This window comes from Nonomuraea sp. SYSU D8015 (genome assembly GCF_008065375.1).
In the GTDB taxonomy this organism is placed as follows: domain Bacteria; phylum Actinomycetota; class Actinomycetes; order Streptosporangiales; family Streptosporangiaceae; genus Nonomuraea.
On record NZ_VJYI01000032.1, the window covers coordinates 32664 to 50886 of the forward strand.

Here is an 18223-nt window from a genome sequence, read left to right on the forward strand (position 1 = left end):
GCGCCGCGACTGATCGCCACTCTACGAAGGCACCGGGCGCGCCGGTGTCCGGTGAACGCCCTACATCGGGGTCACCGTTTGGTTGAGCTCGGCGAGCGTGATGAGTCCGTCATCGAGGGCGCGGCCGACGAGCTCGCTCTTGGTACGGGCGGCCCGTCCCACGTTGGCGTACTTCACCCGCACCCGCGCGATATAGGTGTCAACAGTCTTGACAGTGATGTTGAGCTTCGCGGCGACGAGTTCCTTGGACGAGGACACGAACCACGCTCGCAGCACCTCGGTTTCACGCTGGGACAGACGCGGCCGGCCGGGGTGGTCGTCGGCGATGAGCGCCCCGGACAGCGACGGAGGGGTGTAGGGCTCGCCCCGCGCGGCCGCCCGGATGGCGGGTACCAAGTGCTCGGGTCCTTCGCGTTTGGTCAGGTAGGCGAGCGCGCCGAGGTCCACGCATTTGATCGCGGTCGCGTCGTCGGTGTGCTGGGAATACACGATCACGCGCCTGCCGCTGTCGACGAGCCTGCGAAGCTCGCCGAAGTCTGGTCTGCGCGGCACCAGCTCCAAATCGAAGATCACCACGTCGGCGACGGCGCCGGGTCCGGTCCAGACATCAGCGAGCCGGTCCCCGGCATCGATGAGATCGATCGGCGGCACGGCCTCGGAGCACCAGAAGCGCACGCCTGCGCTGATGGCCGCGTGATCGTCTACGATCACCGCAGTGATCAGCTCGTCCGCTGCCATCGGGCCTCCACCCAGACTGTATCGTCGTTGTTCAACGCCTCGACCCGTACGCCGGGTGTGGCCGGGCTCGGCATGTTCATCCCACCGCAGTCCGCGACCACGCTGACCGACACCAGATCCGCACTGCCCATGACGGTGACCCGTGCCCGGGAGGCCGCGGTGGCGAGGACGATGAGCACCGCCTCGGTGAGATCGCGCCGAACGGCCACGGGAGGCGTGGGCCACTGGCCTCGTGCGTCCAGCTCCACTACGACGCCCTTGCGGTCCGCCACGTCAATGCAGTGGCGAAGCTCGTGCAACAGGGGGTTCGCGACAGTGTCGGCCTCGGCGAACAGCCTCCGCATACGGGCCGCCTCGATGGCGCACCGCCGCTGGACCACCGGGTCCTCGGGGCGCAGCGAACCGTCCGCGAGCCCCTCCAGCAGCGGGATCGTGGTCGACGACAGCTCGGCGAACCGCTGCTGCCTGCGACGGTGGGACTCCGCTGCAACGGTCTCAGCGACACGCACCTGCTCGATCTCCCTGCGGGAGTCCGCCGCCGCCGCGCTGAGACCGCGCAGGCCGGCCGCCACCACGGCCAAGCACAGAGGGAAGCCGAACACGCTCACCGAGCCGGTGGCGAACCGAGCCAGGTCCGCCCGGCTGGGGTCATCGAGCAGGAGCAGGTGGAGCAGGGCGGTGAGCTCGTGGGCCAGCAGGAACGACGCGGCGGTCCGCAGTGGGCGATCGAGCAGGACGACGATGCCCACCCAGTTGGCGGCGCCGAAAATCCAGTCAACGCCGGTCGATGTGCGCCCTTCCGGCAGGGTCACATACGACAGTGCGGACGCGCTGAGCACGATGGCGATGGCGGGCCCGCGCAACCGGCTCCACGAACGCCCTCGGACGAGCAGCGTGGCCTCACCGGCGAGCACGGCTCCCAGCGCCGCGAAGGCGGTCAGCTGCGTGAGTGGTGACGGGTAGATGTCCATGTAGCGCAGTACGTTGGCCAGTCCGGCCCCGAACACGGTTGCCATGGCGACGAGCAGCGTCGCGATCCGCAGGCCGTGCCTCAACTGCGCGCCCGTCACCTCTTCGACGGAGTCACTCATGGCCGGCATGCCATTCCAGGCGTACGAGGGTGCCCTCCCCCTCGGCGGAGGTGATCGTGGCCGTGCCGCCAACGCGGCTCATCCTGCCGCGCACGGACTCGCGTATGCCGCGCCGGGTGGCCGGCACGTCCGTCGGCGAAAAGCCTTTCCCCCGATCAGCGATGTCGAGCCGCAGTGAACTCTCGCTCCCGTGCAGCCGGACGGTCGCGCACGTCGTGCCCGCGTGGCGACGTACGTTGGTGAGGGTTTCCCGTGCCGCGTCGGCGATCGCCCTGGCGACGTCGAACGGAAGCCGCAACTGCGCGGGTGCGTCGAACTCCACGGTCAGATGCGTGGCGTCGAGGTCGGCGCGCAGCAGGTCGACGAGGTCTGCGTACGGCGGTGCCTGCCTGCTGTCGGAGCGCAGCCGGTCCAGATCGCGGCGAGCCTGCGGTGCCAGCCAGTCCGCGTCCGAACGCACCTGCCCGATGCCGACCATCAGCAGGGTCGTCGCCGCAGTGTCGTGTAACGCGTTGGCGAGTTCGCGTTCCTCCGCACGGGCTGCCGCGGCCACGAGCGCCTCGCCGCGCGCTCGCACGGCCTCGGCCGCCATTCGGTCGGCCCGTTCCGCGGCGCGCTTTACGAGCACCCAAGCCGCTCTGGACAGCGCGGCCGCCGGGATCGCCCACGCTGTCCCTGTGATCAGGGTATCGTCCACGTCCGCCGCTCCCGCCGCGATGAGGAGGACCACCGCCCCGCCCCCAGCCGCCAGCGCCGCCGCGGCGCCCGGCACTGGCGGAGTGTGCCACTGGCACGTCACACAGGCGAAAGTGACCAGAAGCCGCAGCCACCCGGTGTTCCTGTCCTCGATGGCGCCGGTCCAGAAGACGCTCGCGAACAGTCCGAGCAGGACGACCACGTCGAGGGCGACCGGCATGCTCCCCCGGCCCGTGCGCAGCCACCACGCGTATCCGCAGGTCCAGGTGGCTGCGGCCCCGACCACGTAGGCCGTGGCCGTCAAGTGCTCGGGAGAGGCACGGAACAGGGCGATCACGCAGATCGGAACGAGCGTCGCCAGCCGCACGGCGGCCGCGTATCGGCGGCCGAAGCGCACCAGCAGCCGCACTGCTTCCTCAGCCAACCGTCACCTCTCGGCCCACCCACTCGCGATCTCGCTGTGACGCAGCCTAGCGAGTCGCCCTGTCCATTTGAGGATGGCGGAGATCGCCGCGATCGACGCTGAGCCGAAGGGAGAAGTCCTCGGGGCTTCAACCGTGATCATGTGACTGGGCTTCGAGCCAGATCCAGATCGATTCGACATCGAGGGCGCCCTGGTAGATGCGCAGATTGTCACTCAGAATTGCGGGTCAGCTCTATCGTCACTGAGGCGGCGAACCCTTTGTCACAGCTTTTCGTGGGTCCAGCCCGCTCGCCACGTTCCGTACGTAATGGTGTGCGCAGGCATGCACGTGCCGGCACGACTGCACGAATGCTTCCCAATCTTCAATCGGCTTACCTTTCCGCGCTCAAGGCCGTAGTAGTGCTGCTTCCACCTCCAGAGATTGGGCCCTATTCCTTTAACGCAGCTCAGTTCGACACGCGCGAGGTTGAAGGCCCGTTGTCGCGCGGTACTCTTCCCCGTGGGGACTCCAAAAGCCATTCTGATGTGCTGCTCGTCGTATTTGTGCCGCGAGATGACGGTGTCGTACGCCTTTTTCCAGTCCCCCTGCTTACATGTCGCCCCCCACTTGGTGTACAGGTAGTAGCCCGGGGACGCTGAAGCCGCCTGCGGAGCGACCATTGTTGCACCCATGGCGATCATGGATATGGCCAGTCCCGCAGTGAGTCGTTTTGCCGCCGACGTGGTCGGTTTCCGCATGAGCTTGCCTTTCATCGAATGACGCCAACGAAAGTATCTTCCTCATCGGGGATCCGCTTGTGTTCAAGGCCAGCTCAGCACAACCCGGTATGTCGCGGGTATAGCCATCTCTTGACCGGGGAGTGGCTCCCTGGTCGCTACGGCGGTCGTACCTCTGCTGACCGCCGGTTTGGTCGCGGCAGTCCAACCGGCAGCGGCTGCTTCTGCCCGCGTTGAATCCAGCAGCGCCGCGAAGCGCGTCCTGTTCCCGGGTACTCCGAAAAGGACCAGTACCGGGCACAGCGTGGTCGGTGCGGGCACCGTGTCGAGTGACTGTACCGGCCAAGTCACGCTCAAGCTTCAGCGCAAGCGGTGGTACGGCTGGGAGACCGTGGGCAATGACACCTGGAACCCCAAATACACCAGCAGTGCGGCCGTCTACAAAGGCTGTGCCGGGACCGACTACACCTGGCGTGTGTGGATGTACTCCGACAGCGCGGGCGGCGCCACCGCCGGAAACGTGAAGATCAGCTGCTGAGTCCCCGCCCGATCAGTCGTGATGTGGGATGTCGGAGCGAGCAGCTCCGGCCCGAAGCGCTGCGGGCGGCCGACCGCGCGTGCGGGATCGACCTCGTCGAAGGCGGCATCCGGCTTCTCGCGCGCGCAGGATTGGCCCATCGACTCGCGGATCACCTTGCCGCCGCCGAAGATGACCTCGTTGCCGCTGCGTCCCGGGCCGCCGGCCCAGTCCTCACTGATCTCGATCCGCAGGTTGGTGTCGGCCAGCCGGATCCGGTCCCCGGCCGTCGGGCCGTACCGGGCGTACTCCACATGTTGAGCGCCATGATTCTGACAGTGCTTCGCGACAAGAGGTGTCAGTAGCGCTCTGTGCCAGGCTGCCCATGCTGAGCGTGGGGAATTTCGGTAGATGCGTGGACTCCAGCGCCGTGCTGGGAGTGAGGCAGCGCCGGGTGGGCGCTCCGCGAAACGGACTACGCAGGAAGTAGAACGCCGCGCCGTTGGTGAACGGCGCGGCGTTGGGGAACGCTTTTCAGACGTTCTCGGCCGCCTTCTTCAGGCGTTGGAGCCAGGTCGTCAGCGAGGCGTCGAGTGCGGCGCCCATGCCCTCGGCGTCGGCGCGGATGGGGTCGCCGTCCCAGGACTCTTCGGTGTGCACGTGCACCGTGCCGTCCTTCTCGGTGAATGTCCACTGGTGGATTCCGTCGATGCCGTGCGCGGGGCCGCCCCAGAGGATGCGGTACGGCTCCTCGATCGCGTACACGGTGGAGGCGATCTCCATCCCGAACGTGGTCCAGTGGAAGACCGAGCCGGGGACCAGAGGGCCTTCGGCGGAGGCGGCGGTGATGTCGTTCTGCCAGGAGGTCCAGCCGGATACGTCGGTGTGCAGGTCCCAGACCCGCTGCAGGGGCGCGTCGATGGTGATGGAGTGACGGGCGACGACGGGGGCGGCGGTGTCAATTCCGGTGATCACTTGTTGTCCTCGATCCAGTGGCCGTGGATGCCGGCGGGCACCCTGCGGGGGAGTTCTACGGTGGCGATGGGGTCGCGTGCGATGTCGGTGGCGTCGAGCACGAGCAGCTGGGAGGCGTTCGCGTGGAGGTCGCTGACGATGGTGAGCAGGTAGCCGTCGTCCTCGCCGGTGGCGCCTTCGGCGGGGACGAACACGGACTCCCCCGGCATGCGGTGCTCGCCGTGGGACAGCAGCTGCCGGCGTCCGGTGGCGGTGTCGAACTTGATGGTGTGGTAGCCGGACAGGCCCGCGCCGGGGAAGGCGACGGCGTAGCTGTAGCGGTTGGTCGCGCCGGTGAGGTCGTCGTTGATGGAGGGGAACTCGGTGGCGAGGTCGTCCAGGGGCTCGTCGGTGGCCTTGCCGGTGGCGGGGTCGAGGATCCAGCGGTGGAGGGTCGAGCCCGCGTCGGGGCTGGTGCCGTAGCCGGGGGCTCCGATCCACCATTTCCAGGAGTTCTCCCAGGACGCCTGGTCGTAGCGGGGGCCTTCGACGACGACGCGTCCGTGGCGGTCCACGTAGGCGTTGGTGACGTGCAGCAGCGCGGCCTGCTCGACCTCGAACCAGGTCACCCGCGACGGCCCGGTACGCGGCATGACCCCGATCCTGAACGGCACGTCGTCGTGCCACCGGTACGGGATGCCCGAGTGCTCGGAGTGGTCGAAGACCACGGGCGAGTTGAGGAACACGACGTGCTCCCGGGTGATGGCGAAGTCGTGCATGAGCGACGGGCCCGACCCGTCGATGACCTCCGAGCGGACGATCTCCCCGGAGGCGGAGGCGACGTGGTAGGTCAGGTAGGGCGGGAACGGGCTGTAGCTGTAGAAGTGCAGCTCGCCGGTGACCGGGTCCTCCTTGGGGTGGGCGGTCATCGCGCCGGTGAGCTTGCCGCCGAAGTCGTACACACCGACGGTGTCGAGGTCGGCGGTGACCTCCCAGGGCAGGTTGGCCTCCTGGAGTGCGAGGTAGCGGCCGCCGTGGAAGATGATGTTGGTGGCGGCGGCGCTGACCTCCAGCTCGGTGCCGGTGAACGGCACGCCGTCCAGGAACGGGGTGCGTACCCAGCGGTTGCGGTACCACTCGGCGCGCCCGCCGGACAGCCGCACGCCGTGGATCATGCCCTCGCCCCTGAACCAGTGGCTGGGGGTGATGCCCGGCTTGGGGTTGTGGCCGTTGCGGAAGTAGCGGCCGTTCAGCTCCGGCGGCAGTATGCCGTGCACGGTCAGCTCGCGAGCGGTGATCTCGTCGGTGACGGGGGTGAAGTGGCCGGTGAGGTACGGCTTGGGGAGTTCAGTCATCGAAGGGCGTCCTTTCGGATCGTGACGAGGGTGATCAATACGGTCAGGAGGGTGATGAGGGTGGCGGCTACGAACGTTCCGCGGTAGCCGCCGGTGAGCGAGACGGTGGTCAGGACGGCGAGGCCGATCGCGCCGCCGATCTGCCGGGTGGCGTTGACCAGCCCACCGGCGAGACCGCTGTCGGTGGCTGGCACGCCCGCCGCGGACAGCGCGGTGAGCTGGACGAACGCCGCTCCGAGCCCGGCGCCGATCAGTACCGAGGGGCCGAGCAGGGCGTTCAGGAAGGTCCCGTCGGACGGAGTCCGCGCCAGCCGGGCGAGCCCGGCGGTGAGCAGGAGCAGCCCGCCGGCCAGGACGACCCGGCCGGACAGCCGCCGGGTCAGCCGGGGGGTGGCCCAGGAGGCCAGGGTGATCGTCAGCGCGAGCGGGAGCTGGGTCAGCCCCGCCTCCATCGGCGTGTAGCCGAGGACGTGCTGCTGGTAGAGCGGCAGGAAGAAGAACAGGCCGAGCCAGACCGCGCCGAGTAACGCCATCAGCACGTTCGCCGCGGCGACCGAGCCGGTCCGGAGGATCCGTACGGGCACCAGGGGATCGGCCGACCGGCGTTGCAGGTAGAGGAAGAGGCTGAGCAGCAGCACCCCTGCGGCCACGGCGGGCCAGACGCCGCCGGACACCCCGTAGGTGAGGGCAGTCAGGCCCAGGGTGACGGCGAGCGCGCCCGGCAGGTCGAGACGGCCGCCGCGCGGTTGGCCGGCGGGCAGCAGCAGCCAGGTGGCCACCAGCACGGCCACGGCCAAGGGGACCATGACCAGGAACACCGAGCGCCAGCCGTAGGTGTCGCTGAGCAGGCCGCCGAGCAGCACGCCCGCCGCCCCTCCCACGCCGGAGACCGCGCCCCACACGCCGAGTGCGGCGCCGCGTCGTGGCCCGTCGTGGAACAGGGTCAGCACCATGGCCAGCGCGGTGGGCGCCAGCAGCGCCGCGCCGACGCCCTGGACGGCTCTGGCCACGATGAGCGTGACGACGTCGTTCGCCAGCGCCGCGCCGAGCGAGGAGGCGGCGAACAGGGCGGTGCCGGTCAGGAAGACGCGGCGCAGCCCGTACACGTCGCCGGAGCGACCGCCGAGCAGCAGCAGCGAGCCGAAGGCCAGCACGTAGGCGTTGACCACCCACGACAGCCCGGCGGGATCGAGCCCGAGCCCGGTGCGTAGCTCCGGCAGTGCGACGTTCACGATCGAGGTGCTCAGCACCACGAGGAACTGAGCCGTGGCCAGGACCGCCAACGGCGTCCAGCCCGTGGTCGTGGTCGGGGAGACGGAAGCGCTGCTCATGGCCATCACACTCGCAGCGGCCCGCGAATGCTCGCGTCGGTGGTTCTCACCTATACGCAGCCGTCCCGGCTACGTATGACCTACGCCATTACGGAATGATTGCAGCATATGGATGCATCGCTGGTGGGACGACAAGAAGAAATCGGACGCGTGGCCGCGCTGCTCGACGCGGCCCGGCAGGGGCAAGGCGGAGCCCTGGTCCTGCGCGGCGAGCCCGGCATCGGCAAGACCTCGCTGCTGAGGCACGCGGAGCAGGCGGCAGACGATTTCCTGGTCATGCGGGCCTTCGGCGCGGAGTTCGAGATGGAGCTGCCGTTCGCCGTCCTGCACCAGCTCTGCGCGCCGGTCCTCGGCAACGTGACGGCGCTGCCCGCCCCCCACCGCAAGGCGCTGGAGATCGCCTTCGGCCTGGACACCGGCACCCCCGATCCCTTCCTGGTCGGCGTCGCGACCCTGGGTCTGCTGGTCGAGGCCGCGCCGGAACGTCCGCTGCTCTGCCTGGTCGATGACGCGCAGTGGCTCGACCACGCCTCGGCCAGGGCGCTGGCCTTCCTGGCGCGCAGGGTAGCCGGCGAGCGGGTTGCCCTGCTGCTGTCCGTACGCGAGCCGTACCGGCTTCCCGAGTTCGACGAGCTGCCGAGCCTGGAGCTCAAGGGCCTGGCGGAGCTCGACGCCCGCGCACTACTGGCCGCCGCGATCCGCGCCCCGCTGGACGAGCGCGTACGCGACCGCATCCTCGCCGAGGCCCGCGGCAACCCGCTGGCGCTGCTGGAGCTGCCGAGGAGCGCCGGGCTGGCCGGGATGGCCGGCGGCTTCGCCCTGCCCCCTTCCGTGCCGGGCGTGATCGAGCAGAGCTTCCGCACCCGGCTGGAGCTGCTGTCACCGCAGGCCCGGTTGCTGCTCACCGTCGCCGCTGCCGACCCGGTGGGCGATCCAGGGCTGCTGTGGCGGGCGGCCGAACTGCTCGGCATCGAGCCGTCGGTGAGCACCGAGGCCTCCGCGCTGGTCGAGTTCGGCACCAGGATCCGCTTCAGCCACCCCCTCGCCAGGTCGACGGCGTATCGCGCCGCCTCGGCGGACGATCGGCGGCGGGCGCACGAGGCGCTGGCCGCGGTGACCGACCCCGCCGTGGACCCCGACCGGCTGGCCTGGCACCGCGCGGAGGCCAGCACGGGCCCCGACGAGCAGGTCGCGGCCGAGCTGGAAGAATCCGCCGCCCGCGCCCAGGCCAGAGGCGGCGTGGCCGCCGCCGCCGCGTTCCTGGAACGGTCCGCGACGCTCACCCTCACCCCCGACCTCCGGACCGAGCGCGTGCTCGCCGCGGCCCAGGCCAAGCTCTCGGTCGGCGCGTACGACGTGGCGGCCGAACTCCTCACCGCCGCCGAGACGGCCATGCTCGACCAGCGGCAACGGGCCAGGATCGACCTGCTGCGCGGGAAGCTTTCGTTCGCCCGGCGCCGGGGCGGCGAGGGGCCCACGACGTACCTGCTGAGCGCGGCCGCCCGCCTGGCCGACCTCGATCCCGCCTGGTCACGGGCCTGCTACCTGGACGCGATGGAGACGGGCATCCTGATCGGCAGTCTCAGCCCGGTCGTGGAGGCGGCCCGCCAGGCCCCGCCCGCGCCGCGGCCGTCCTCCGGCGTGGACGCCGTCCTCGACGGCCTGGTCGCCCTGGTCACCGACGGGCACCTGGCCGCGGCGCCCGTCCTGGGACCGATCGTCGGCAACGCCGGCGACGAGGTGTGGGCCCGCTGGCCGTCGATGGGCTTCATGCTGGCCGTGGAGCTGTGGGACCACGACGCCCTGCACGGCATCCCCGCCCGCGTCGTCGCGGCCGGGCGCGAGTCCGGCTCGTTCCACCTGCTGCCGATCGGGCTCGCGATGCTGGCCACGGCCTCCGTCCACGCCGGCGACTTCGGCGCCGCGACGGAGATGATCTCCGAGGAGGAGGCCATCGCCGCCGCCACCGGCGCCGCGCCGCTGGTCTACCCGCGCATCCACCTGGCCGCCATGCGCGGCCGCCGCGAGGAGGCGGTCGAGCTGTTCGACAGCGTGCTCGCGGCAAGCCAGCGGATGAGCCTCAGCGTCCAGTGGGCGACGAGCGTGCTCAACAACGGCCTGGCCGACTACCGGGCGGCGCTGGAGGCCGCCCGGCAGGCCGTCACGCACGGCGACCTCGGCCTGTCCGGGCTGGCGCTGCCCGAGCTGATCGAGGCGGCCGTACGCTGCGACGACGCCGACCTGGCCGCCTCGGCCCTGCGCACGCTCTCCGAACGCACCCAAGCCGGCCGGCAGGCGTGGGGACTGGGCGTCGAGGCCTACTCCCGCGCCCTTGTCACCGAGAACGAGGACGCCTACCGCGAGGCCATCGAACGCCTCGACGGCACCCCGATGGCGATCTACCGCGCCCGCGCGCATCTGCTGTACGGGGAGTCGCTGCGCCGCCAGGGACGGCGGCGCGAGGCCCGTGAGCGGCTGCGTACGGCCCACGAGCTGCTGTCCGACCTCGGCGCGCAGGCGTTCGCCGACCGTGCGGCGGGCGAGCTGCGCGCCACCGGCGAGCACGCCAGAAGCCGCTCGTCGCAGGCGTCGGATCAGCTCACGCTGCAGGAGCTGCACATCGCCCGGCTGGTCGCCGACGGCGCGAGCTCCAAGGAGGTGGCGGCCAAGCTGTTCCTCAGCCCGCGCACGGTCGACGCGCATCTGCGCAACATCTTCCGCAAGCTCGGCCTCACCTCGCGCAGGCAGCTAAGAGACCTCCCTGGCATCCGCTAGCCGCATGGTGGTCCCCGCGGCCTCCAGTCCCGTGATCGTCTGTACGGGGCCAGGCCAGCTCAGCCCGTACTTGGCCCGGTAGGCGCCGGAGACCCGCTGGACCAGCGTGGGCTCGTCCACAGGCGCCAGCCGTACGGGGACGGTTACCCCGTCCAGCTGGACCTTCGTCTCCGCGCCCGCCAGCACTCTGCGGTACCACCCGCTCCGGTGACCGAAGGCGGAGCGGACATAGGCGGCGCCGTCGATCGCTACCACCCAGATCGGCCTGGCCGACCACCTTCCGTCTGCGTGCCGTACGCGCATCACGATCTCCTCTGCCTCGGCGAGTCTGTCCATGGCCTCACAATGCTGACGAGCTCATCGGAACCGCGTCGGCGATGACTGCCTACGTCTCGGGCATAGGCAGGTTTCACCGACGCGAGTGGCAGGCCCGCCGGGCCACAGTGAGCGTCATGACAACGACTGACGACATCTCGTCCACGCTTTCCGGCGAGTAGCCTGGCAACGGCAAGCCCGCGAAGAAGAACAAGGCCAGGAGGCGTGCGGCGAAGGGGCTGGCGTGGTTCGCGCTGCTCTTCACGACCGTGCTCGTGGTGGCCGAGCCGTGGCTGCTGCTCCCCGCCGCCGCCCTGCTCGCCGCGATCGCCCTGTGGGACTGACGGCCGACACGCGGTGGCCGGAGAAGCCGTGGAACACCGGTGGAAACCGGGCCGGACCGGCGGGCCGCTTCGGGATGGCTCCGCAGACGGCGCGGGTGGTGGCGGGACCGCTGGTGGTGGCCTTGGACGTGGTTGCCGCGGATGTGGCGTTGGAGTTGGAGGCCCGGCTCCAGCCACTGGTGGCAGCCGCGCGGATCAGATGGAACGGGCGGCGCCCGGATCCGTTCGCACAACTGGACCTGCCGTCCGTGCTCAAAGCAGCCCTGGACGCTGCCTTGCCGCGACACGGTCGCCGTCTGTGAGCAGGGGCAGAGAAGCCGGCCGCGCCATCCAGCGGGCGGTGCGGTGAGCACGTCCGGCCGCTGAGGTCCACGAGGGTCAGGTGCCGTTCGGGCGTGGCCGGGCGCGTACGTGAGCACGTTCCCCTTGAGGCCCGAACAGGATGAGCAGCTCGACCGGTATGGCCCCGGCGTTGCCCATCCAGTGCGGGACATGCGTGTCGAACTCGGCCACCTCACCAGGCGCCAGGGTCAGGTCCTGGTCACCGAGCACGAGCCGTAGCCGGCCGCTCAGCACGTACAGCCATTCATAGCCTTCATGGCGCTGCGGAGAGAGCTCCGTGGGGCCGGCCCCGCCGGGGATGATCAGCTTGTACGCCTGGGTGCCGCCCGGCCTGTGGGTCAGCCGGATGTAGGTCATGCCGTCGCGCCGGATCGGCCGCAGGTGGACGCGCGGGTCGCCGGTCTGGGGTGCCCCGATGAGCTCCTCCAATGGCATGCCGTGCGCCCTGGCCAGCGGGAGGAGGAGCTCGAGGTTCGGCCGCCGCCCGCCGCTCTCCAGGCGCGACAAAGTGCTCTCCGAGATGCCGGTCTCCGCGGCCAGGTCGGCCAGGGTCAGGTCGCGATGGCGGCGCAACCGCCGAAGCCTCGGCCCCAGGGCCGTCAGCGCGGCGTCGAGATCGTCGTCCACAGTGGCCATCCATGCTGACTCGGCAACGGGGGCGCAAGCGCCAGGCGGCTGGAATGTCCGGCTATGGCATCAACCGCCCGCGTACGCGCTCGCATTCCCGCAGGGCCTCTCTTGCCGAGTCGGCAATTTTTAGTGCGTCCGCGTCCGGGAGTGACGCAGACTCCCAGCCGTGCCACGCCGGCCAGGCGCCGAACACATGTCAGTGCCAGAGCCGGCCACAGTCAGAAAGGACGCCCACGGTGAGCATCCAACCCCTCCAGAGCTCCCGGTACGATCCGGGCCACGACCGCGTCGTCCCACCGGATCAACGGTCGGCGGCGACCGGCGACCACCTACCCTCCGCACAGCGGCTGCGTTACCCGGCGGTCATCGTGTTGTGCCTCACCCAGCTCATCCTGGTGATCGACAACAGCGTGGTGAACGTCGCGTTGCCGCAGATCCGCCACGCGCTGGGCTTCTCGGCGACCGGCCTGTCCTGGGTGGTCACCTCCTACGCCCTGGTCTTCGGCGGGCTGGTGCTGCTCAGCGGCAAGGTGGGGTCGATCATCGGCCCGCGCCGCGCCCTGCTGATCGGCGTGTCGATCTTCACCGTTGCCTCGGCGCTGGGCGGCGTGGCCACCACGCCGGCCATGCTCATCGCTGCCCGCGTCATGCAGGGTCTGGGAGCGGCAATGGCCGCGCCGGGCACCCTCGTGCTGCTGATGTCGATCACCCGGCCGGGCCCGCAGCGCGCCCGGGCGATGAGCGTGTTCGTGTTGTCCATCGGCATCGGCGCCGGGCTCGGTCTGGTGCTCGGCGGGCTGCTGACCACGTCCCTGGGCTGGGAATGGGTGATGTTCGTCAATGTCCCGGTCGGTCTGGTCGTCCTCGTCGGGGTACGCACGCTGGTTCCCGAGGCGCCCCGCGCGCCGGCCCGGCTCGACGTCGGCGGGGCCGTCGCGTCCACGATCGGCATGACCGCCCTGGTCTACGGGCTCATCAACGCCGAGTCGCAGGGCTGGGCCAGTCCGTCGGTCCTGGTCTCGTTCGCGCTGGCGATCGCCGGGCTGCTCGCCCTGGTTCTCGTCGAACGCCGCCATCCCGCCCCGGTGGTGCCGCTGGAGTTCTTCACGCGGATGCGCAGCGCGGCCCCGCTGCTGGCCATGATGCTCATCCCGGCGGGCCAGGCCGGTTTCCTCTACTTCGCAGCGCTTTTCACCCAGGACGCCCTGGGCTTCACCCCGCTCCAGACGGGGTTGTCCGTGCTGCCCTTCAGCGCCGCGTTGCTCGTCACGAACCTGTTGACCAGCCGCCTCGCAACGCGGTACGGGGAGCGGATCATCGGCTCCCTCGGGATGTCCGCCCTGCTGCTTGGGCTGGTGTGGATGTCGCGCATCGACGCCACCGACACCTTCGCCGGCGGACTGCTCGGGCCGTTCGTCCTGCTCGGCCTCGGCGCGGGACTGACCGTCGCGCCGCTCACCGCCGTCATCATGCACCAGGCGCCGCCCGCCCACCTCGGCGCCGCCTCCAGCCTCAATCAAGCCATGCAGCAGCTCGGCGGCGCGCTCGGCCTGGCCGTGATGACCACCGTCTACGGTGCCGCCGCGGCCGGAGCCGGCGAGGCGGGGGCGATCTCCACCGCCCTCACCGCCGGAGTCGTCTTCCCCCTGCTCGCCCTGACCCTTTTCGCCACCTGGGCCCGCCCCTCCACGCGCTGACCGCGACGACACAAGAAACCGGAGAAAACCACCATGAGCGACGCACCCCTTCCCGCCGGCCCGCAGGAGTTCACGCGCGCCTGGCAGGAGTGGAGGGCCGGCTGGGAGCAATGGCTCACCCAGCCCCTGGGCTGGCTGGCCGCCACCTCGCACGAATGGCTCGGCGACACGCCCCAGAACCATCCCGGGCTGCCCGGCCTGTGGTGGCAGAACGGGGACGCCATCCACATCGACCCGCAGGGCACCCCGATGGCCTTCGACGGTGAGACCTTCACCACCGAACGGCGGCTCGTCCTGGCCGGCGCCCACGACGACGTCCGCGTCACCGTGGGGGACCTGGAAGTGGGCATCACCTACCGCGGCACGTACCTGATCGTGACCTACGACCCGAGCTCACCGGCCCGGCCCGACTTCGACGGTGTGCCCACCTACGAACCCAGCCCGGCATGGGTGCTCCCCGGCCGGCTCGAACGGCTGGACGCGCCGGCGTCCATCACGCTCGACTCCGTGGGCTGGGACGCCCACACCCACGAGTCGCCCGGTCAGGTGCGCTTCTCGTACGCGGGCAGCGAGCACACCCTCCAGGTGCTCAACTCACACGGGATGCTGCTCACCGTCTTCACCGACGCCACCAGCGGCGTCACCACCTACGGGGCCGGCCGCTCCCTGGACATCCCCGAACCGGACGCCGACGGCAACGTGGTCCTGGACTTCAACCACTCGGTCAACCTGCCGTGCGCGTTCAGCGAGCACTTCCCCATCTGCCCGCTGCCGCCATCGGGCAACCGGCTGTCCTTCGCGATCGAGGCCGGCGAGAAGACACCCCATTGACGCAGGACAAGCACGGCACCACCTTCACCAGATCAGCCATGGGGGTGGTACCGCCCGCGGTTGACACCAGTCCTTCACCCAGCACGCATCGATGAAAGAGGAAATCAAGCATGACGGCCGATCACTCAGGCAACTGATCATGTGTGATCAGGTCCCGCTGGTTATACCGCTGCCGTCTACGCGGCGCGGGCGCGGCTCGAACCGTTGGTGTTCGAGGGCAGCCAGTTCGGCGGTGCACTGATGACGACTACGGAGGTCGAGAACTTCCCCGGCTTTCCGCGATGGCATCCAGGGGCCGGAGCCGATGCAGGAAATGCGCATGCAGGTCCAGCGCTTCGGCGCCGAGCTGCGCGCCGAAGACGTCACAGAGCTGGAGCTGACCGGGAAGGTCAAACATGTCGTAGTGGACGGCACACGCTATGCCGCGCGTTCGGTGATCCTGGCCATGGGCGCCGCCGCACGCTATCTCCAGGTTCCCGGTGAGCAGGAGCTTCTCGGCCGCGGGGTGTCGGCCTGAGCCACCTGCGACGGCTTCTTCTTCCGCGACCACGACATCGTGGTGGCCGGCGGCGGCGACTCGGCGATGGAGGAGGCGACCTTCCTGACGAAGTTCGCCAAGTCGGTCCGATCGTGCACCGCCGCGAAGAGTTCAAGGCGTCCAAGATCATGCTGAGTGTGCCCGCGCGAACAACAAGATCAAGTGGAGGCTGGACTCCCGGATCGCCGAGGTCGCCGGTGACGGCAGGGTCGTGGCCCTGAAGCGCAGGGATACCGTCACCGGTAAGGAGTCCTCGCTGGCAATCACCGGACTCTTGGTGGCGATCGGGCACGAACCGCGCAGCCACCTTGTACGCGGCCAGGTCGGCCTCGACGCGGACGGCTACGTCGTGACGAAGGGCCGGTCGTCGTACACCAACCTGCCCGGCGTGTTCGCGGCCGACGACCTCGTCGACCGAACCTACCGGCAGGCCATCACCGCGGCCGGCTCAGGCAGCGCCGCCGCGATCGACACGCAGCGATGGCTGGCGGACAACGCCCAGGTCCACACCGCGCACGCGACCGCCGCGCCGGTCAGCAGACACTACGCGACGACACCCGCGAACTGATCTCCGCCTGCCCGGCCAACGCCATTTCCCGCCCGTTCACTCAGAGGAGAATGACATGTCCAACACCGTGCAGGTCACGGATTCCAGCTTCGCCGACGACGTACTCACCAACGACAAGCCTGTTCTGGTCGACTCCGGCCGACCTGGTGCGGTCCGTGCAAGATGGTCGCGCCAGTACTTGAGGAGATCGCGGTGGAAAACCGCGAGAGGCTTACTGTCGTGAAGCTCGACGTCGATGCGAACCCGAACACGGCGCGCGACGCTGGCGGGCCTCGCCGACATCCTTTAGATCGCACAGGCGGTCGCGCACGGGACTGGTGGTCGGGAGCGCGGCGCCCAGGCGCAGAATGATGGCGTCGATGAACCGGTCGGAAGCTTCATGCCCCGTGATCGCTGACGGCCATGCGGCACCGCTTTGGCGGGCAGCTGCCCAACTCGATGCGGAGCGAAGCCCGACATGGTTCGCGTTTCTCCTACTGGCGGCAAATCTCGCCCTCGAAACGGACAACGCCGACAGCATGCTGCTCTGTCGCGTCTTCGCCTTTCGGCACGCTGACCCAGCCGCGACTCCGGAAGGTGCCAGCGTAACCCGCGAACCTCCCTGTGGCCTTAACCACGGTGTACTCCACCTCCAAGATGCTTACTCCATCTTCCGCAGGCGTATACAGGACGGCCCGGTCTTGGGTACGCAGCCAGGAGCCATCCTTGTCGAGAAAGACGTGATACATCGTGTACTCGAACGTGCCATTGCCGATGCTGTTCAGGTCGCTGGTCGGTTCTCCGTAGGCCGCACCGTCGATCGTGCCTGTCACGGCACCGATGCCAGACTTTTCAGTCAGGGTGAAGAGGTTGGCCGTGCCGCCCATGCTGATGCAGGCAGGGGCTTCGGTGTGACGCTGGCTTACCATTTGACTCGTCCTTTCCCGGTACAGGAACGCGCATCCATCACCCGCCATGATCAGCGCTCACCCACCCGATAGCCAATAAACATTGCCATGATGGCAAATTGACTGGACCGCCGACCCGAGGACCAGAGGCCCAAGGCAGGGAGTTCACGAATTGGGTTGGCCGGGGGCGGAGTAGGTACTCAGAAGATCGCTTCCCGGAATCGGAGTGATCGCTTCCCGCACTGGCTGGGCGCCCGTGTTAAGTTCTCAACGCTCAGTTCTTCAGCTTGTTGAGGGCGATGGTCTGAGCGGCGGGTGGGGGCTTGATGGTGAGCTTCATCCCCCAGTCCGAGTAGCGGACATCTACCACCCGGCCCCACCAGCCCTGGCGGTTAATGATGGTCTCGTCTTTTCGGGCCATCGGTACTTAGACCAGGCCCGGCGCACCAGACCGTCTTTTCCTATCCACAGCCGCCAGTCGATCTTCCACCCGCCGTATTCATCCATGCCCTCACGCAGCTCGGGCCGGACGTCCCACAGTTGACGGAACGTCATCTCCCCCTGGTGGAGGGTCGTAGGTGAGCCGTCGTAAGTGTCCGAGGCCGTCGTGGTTGTCGTGGTTGCCAGCACAGCTGCGAGCTCGGCTGGCCTGTCCAAACGTGTGCAGTTCTGTCTTCACCAGCGTCCCACAGCCCTCTACAGTTACTTTTTGCAAGTACTCTGCGACTGTTTGCAGTCACAGAGTTTGCGGGCCAGGTGAGGGTGGTCGCCGGGATCGGAGCCGGGCATGGCATCGCTGTTGGAACGTTTGGCAGCAGATGAGGCTGCAACCCGGCAACAGCTGGCCAATCTGCGTGAGCAGATGCGGTGCTGGAGGAGCGGCTGAGCGAGTTGGCCATTGCGCGCAAGGTGGTCGAGCCGCTGCTGGCCGAGGAATTCGCCACTCAAGACGCGAGCCGGCCTCGTCCCGCTCAGGATCAGCATTCCGACCCATCCAGGCCGGCCACCAAGCCGGGCCGAACACCGTCGGATCGGCGCGAGCTGGCCGGAGCGGATGAGCGGGTGGTGGCGGCGATGGCCAGTGCGGGCCGGCCGATGCGGGCCAAGGAGGTGGCCCAGTTGCTGGGTGAGCCGGGGGTTCGGGGCCGGGTGGAGACTACGCGGGCCCGGCTGACGAAGCTGGTGACGGCCGGCTGGCTGACCCAGGCCGAGCCGGGGCTGTTCGCGATCGCCGCCGGAATCAACGGCCATGCCGTGAAGGGAGCCGCTGAAGCCGACGAGTGAGGAAAGCCCAGTTCGGGCTGGATAAGTCGGTGCCGCGCTGGACCCGGCCCGCACCGACCGCGCGCCCGCCTGCCCCAGCACGAGGCAGAACAGCACGCCGCGGCCTGGGATGACGACGATCCCGAACACCAGCGCAAACGCGACCTGCTGCAGACCATCGTCACCCGCTTGGTGCTCACTCCCATCGAC

The 18223-nt window shown here is 69.3% G+C and carries 16 protein-coding genes and 2 pseudogenes; 7 read left to right on the forward strand and 11 right to left on the reverse strand.

Annotation, left to right across the window (positions count from 1 at the left end; translation table 11 throughout):
• Nucleotides 1-60: 60 nt before the first annotated feature.
• The 7 genes and pseudogenes from ID574_RS53205 to ID574_RS53235 all read right to left on the reverse strand — a co-directional run bounded on the left by ID574_RS53205 (nt 61) and on the right by ID574_RS53235 (nt 7823).
• The gene (locus ID574_RS53205; RefSeq protein WP_188196749.1) at nt 61-738 is read right to left on the reverse strand and encodes a response regulator; all 678 of its coding nucleotides are present in this window, start codon (nt 736-738) and stop codon (nt 61-63) included.
• The gene (locus ID574_RS53210; RefSeq protein WP_188196750.1) at nt 720-1829 is read right to left on the reverse strand and encodes a hypothetical protein; all 1110 of its coding nucleotides are present in this window, start codon (nt 1827-1829) and stop codon (nt 720-722) included. The genes ID574_RS53205 and ID574_RS53210 overlap by 19 nt, the downstream gene beginning before the upstream one ends.
• The gene (locus ID574_RS53215) at nt 1822-2949 is read right to left on the reverse strand and encodes a sensor histidine kinase (RefSeq protein WP_188196751.1); all 1128 of its coding nucleotides are present in this window, start codon (nt 2947-2949) and stop codon (nt 1822-1824) included. The genes ID574_RS53210 and ID574_RS53215 overlap by 8 nt, the downstream gene beginning before the upstream one ends.
• 1344 nt (nt 2950-4293) lie before the next feature.
• Nucleotides 4294-4497, reverse strand: a pseudogene (gene ureC, locus ID574_RS63250) (urease subunit alpha); the annotation flags it as partial.
• 220 nt (nt 4498-4717) lie between these two features.
• Nucleotides 4718-5158, reverse strand: a complete 441-nt coding sequence (locus ID574_RS53225) for an SRPBCC family protein (RefSeq protein ID WP_188196752.1) — start codon at nt 5156-5158, stop codon at nt 4718-4720.
• On the reverse strand, nt 5155-6492 hold the full coding sequence (locus ID574_RS53230; protein WP_188196753.1) for a carotenoid oxygenase family protein: 1338 nt from the start codon (nt 6490-6492) through the stop codon (nt 5155-5157). The genes ID574_RS53225 and ID574_RS53230 overlap by 4 nt, the downstream gene beginning before the upstream one ends.
• The gene (locus ID574_RS53235) at nt 6489-7823 is read right to left on the reverse strand and encodes an MFS transporter (protein WP_188196754.1); all 1335 of its coding nucleotides are present in this window, start codon (nt 7821-7823) and stop codon (nt 6489-6491) included. The genes ID574_RS53230 and ID574_RS53235 overlap by 4 nt, the downstream gene beginning before the upstream one ends.
• A 108-nt stretch (nt 7824-7931) precedes the next feature.
• On the opposite strand from ID574_RS53235, the gene ID574_RS53240 reads away from it, so the two are divergent.
• Nucleotides 7932-10598, forward strand: coding sequence for an AAA family ATPase (locus ID574_RS53240; RefSeq protein ID WP_188196755.1), 2667 nt, complete (start codon nt 7932-7934; stop codon nt 10596-10598).
• On the opposite strand, the gene ID574_RS53245 is transcribed toward ID574_RS53240, so the two are convergent.
• On the reverse strand, nt 10572-10934 hold the full coding sequence (locus tag ID574_RS53245) for a DUF2255 family protein (protein WP_188196756.1): 363 nt from the start codon (nt 10932-10934) through the stop codon (nt 10572-10574). The genes ID574_RS53240 and ID574_RS53245 overlap by 27 nt on opposite strands.
• Before the next feature lie 313 nt (nt 10935-11247).
• Here ID574_RS53245 and ID574_RS53250 point away from each other — a divergent pair, with 313 nt between their 5' ends.
• Nucleotides 11248-11559, forward strand: a complete 312-nt coding sequence (locus ID574_RS53250) for a hypothetical protein (RefSeq protein ID WP_188196757.1) — start codon at nt 11248-11250, stop codon at nt 11557-11559.
• Between the two features lie 76 nt (nt 11560-11635).
• On the opposite strand, the gene ID574_RS53255 is transcribed toward ID574_RS53250, so the two are convergent.
• A complete protein-coding gene (locus ID574_RS53255) occupies nt 11636-12226 on the reverse strand; it encodes a helix-turn-helix domain-containing protein (RefSeq protein WP_223168024.1) in 591 nt (196 codons plus the stop codon).
• Between the two features lie 239 nt (nt 12227-12465).
• On the opposite strand from ID574_RS53255, the gene ID574_RS53260 reads away from it, so the two are divergent.
• The 4 genes and pseudogenes from ID574_RS53260 (at nt 12466) to ID574_RS62575 (ending at nt 16214) form a co-directional block, all read left to right on the forward strand.
• On the forward strand, nt 12466-13926 hold the full coding sequence (locus ID574_RS53260) for an MFS transporter (RefSeq protein ID WP_188196759.1): 1461 nt from the start codon (nt 12466-12468) through the stop codon (nt 13924-13926).
• A 33-nt stretch (nt 13927-13959) separates the two neighbouring features.
• Nucleotides 13960-14757 carry a DUF1684 domain-containing protein gene (locus ID574_RS53265; protein ID WP_188196760.1) on the forward strand — a complete coding sequence of 266 codons (798 nt, stop codon included), beginning with the start codon at nt 13960-13962 and terminating at the stop codon, nt 14755-14757.
• Nucleotides 14758-14904: 147 nt separating this feature from the next.
• Nucleotides 14905-15863: pseudogene (locus ID574_RS53270) on the forward strand (NAD(P)/FAD-dependent oxidoreductase); the annotation flags it as partial.
• A gap of 162 nt (nt 15864-16025) precedes the next feature.
• Entirely contained in the window at nt 16026-16214 is a 189-nt protein-coding gene (locus ID574_RS62575) for a thioredoxin family protein (RefSeq protein ID WP_336245648.1), read from the forward strand.
• 122 nt (nt 16215-16336) lie between these two features.
• On the opposite strand, the gene ID574_RS53280 is transcribed toward ID574_RS62575, so the two are convergent.
• Together ID574_RS53280 and ID574_RS53285 are read right to left on the reverse strand one after the other, a co-directional pair.
• Nucleotides 16337-16771, reverse strand: a complete 435-nt coding sequence (locus ID574_RS53280; RefSeq protein ID WP_188196761.1) for a hypothetical protein — start codon at nt 16769-16771, stop codon at nt 16337-16339.
• 253 nt (nt 16772-17024) lie between these two features.
• Nucleotides 17025-17171 carry a hypothetical protein gene (locus ID574_RS53285; RefSeq protein WP_188196762.1) on the reverse strand — a complete coding sequence of 49 codons (147 nt, stop codon included), beginning with the start codon at nt 17169-17171 and terminating at the stop codon, nt 17025-17027.
• A 446-nt stretch (nt 17172-17617) separates the two neighbouring features.
• Here ID574_RS53285 and ID574_RS53290 point away from each other — a divergent pair, with 446 nt between their 5' ends.
• On the forward strand, nt 17618-18034 hold the full coding sequence (locus ID574_RS53290; RefSeq protein ID WP_188196763.1) for a hypothetical protein: 417 nt from the start codon (nt 17618-17620) through the stop codon (nt 18032-18034).
• Nucleotides 18035-18223 lie beyond the last annotated feature (189 nt).

Excerpts from the sequence above, each read along its gene's own strand:
- ID574_RS62575 (WP_336245648.1), top strand. The coding sequence starts at position 16,026 with ATGGTCGCGCCAGTACTTGAGGAGATCGCGGTGGAAAACCGCGAGAGG.
- ID574_RS53265 (WP_188196760.1), top strand. The coding sequence starts at position 13,960 with ATGAGCGACGCACCCCTTCCCGCCGGCCCGCAGGAGTTCACGCGCGCC.
- ID574_RS53235 (WP_188196754.1), bottom strand. The coding sequence starts at position 7,823 with ATGAGCAGCGCTTCCGTCTCCCCGACCACGACCACGGGCTGGACGCCG.
- ID574_RS53285 (WP_188196762.1), bottom strand. The coding sequence starts at position 17,171 with ATGGCCCGAAAAGACGAGACCATCATTAACCGCCAGGGCTGGTGGGGC.
- ID574_RS53245 (WP_188196756.1), bottom strand. The coding sequence starts at position 10,934 with ATGGACAGACTCGCCGAGGCAGAGGAGATCGTGATGCGCGTACGGCAC.
- ID574_RS53210 (WP_188196750.1), bottom strand. The coding sequence starts at position 1,829 with ATGAGTGACTCCGTCGAAGAGGTGACGGGCGCGCAGTTGAGGCACGGC.
- ID574_RS53205 (WP_188196749.1), bottom strand. The coding sequence starts at position 738 with ATGGCAGCGGACGAGCTGATCACTGCGGTGATCGTAGACGATCACGCG.
- ID574_RS53230 (WP_188196753.1), bottom strand. The coding sequence starts at position 6,492 with ATGACTGAACTCCCCAAGCCGTACCTCACCGGCCACTTCACCCCCGTC.
- ID574_RS53280 (WP_188196761.1), bottom strand. The coding sequence starts at position 16,771 with ATGGTAAGCCAGCGTCACACCGAAGCCCCTGCCTGCATCAGCATGGGC.
- ID574_RS53240 (WP_188196755.1), top strand. The coding sequence starts at position 7,932 with ATGGATGCATCGCTGGTGGGACGACAAGAAGAAATCGGACGCGTGGCC.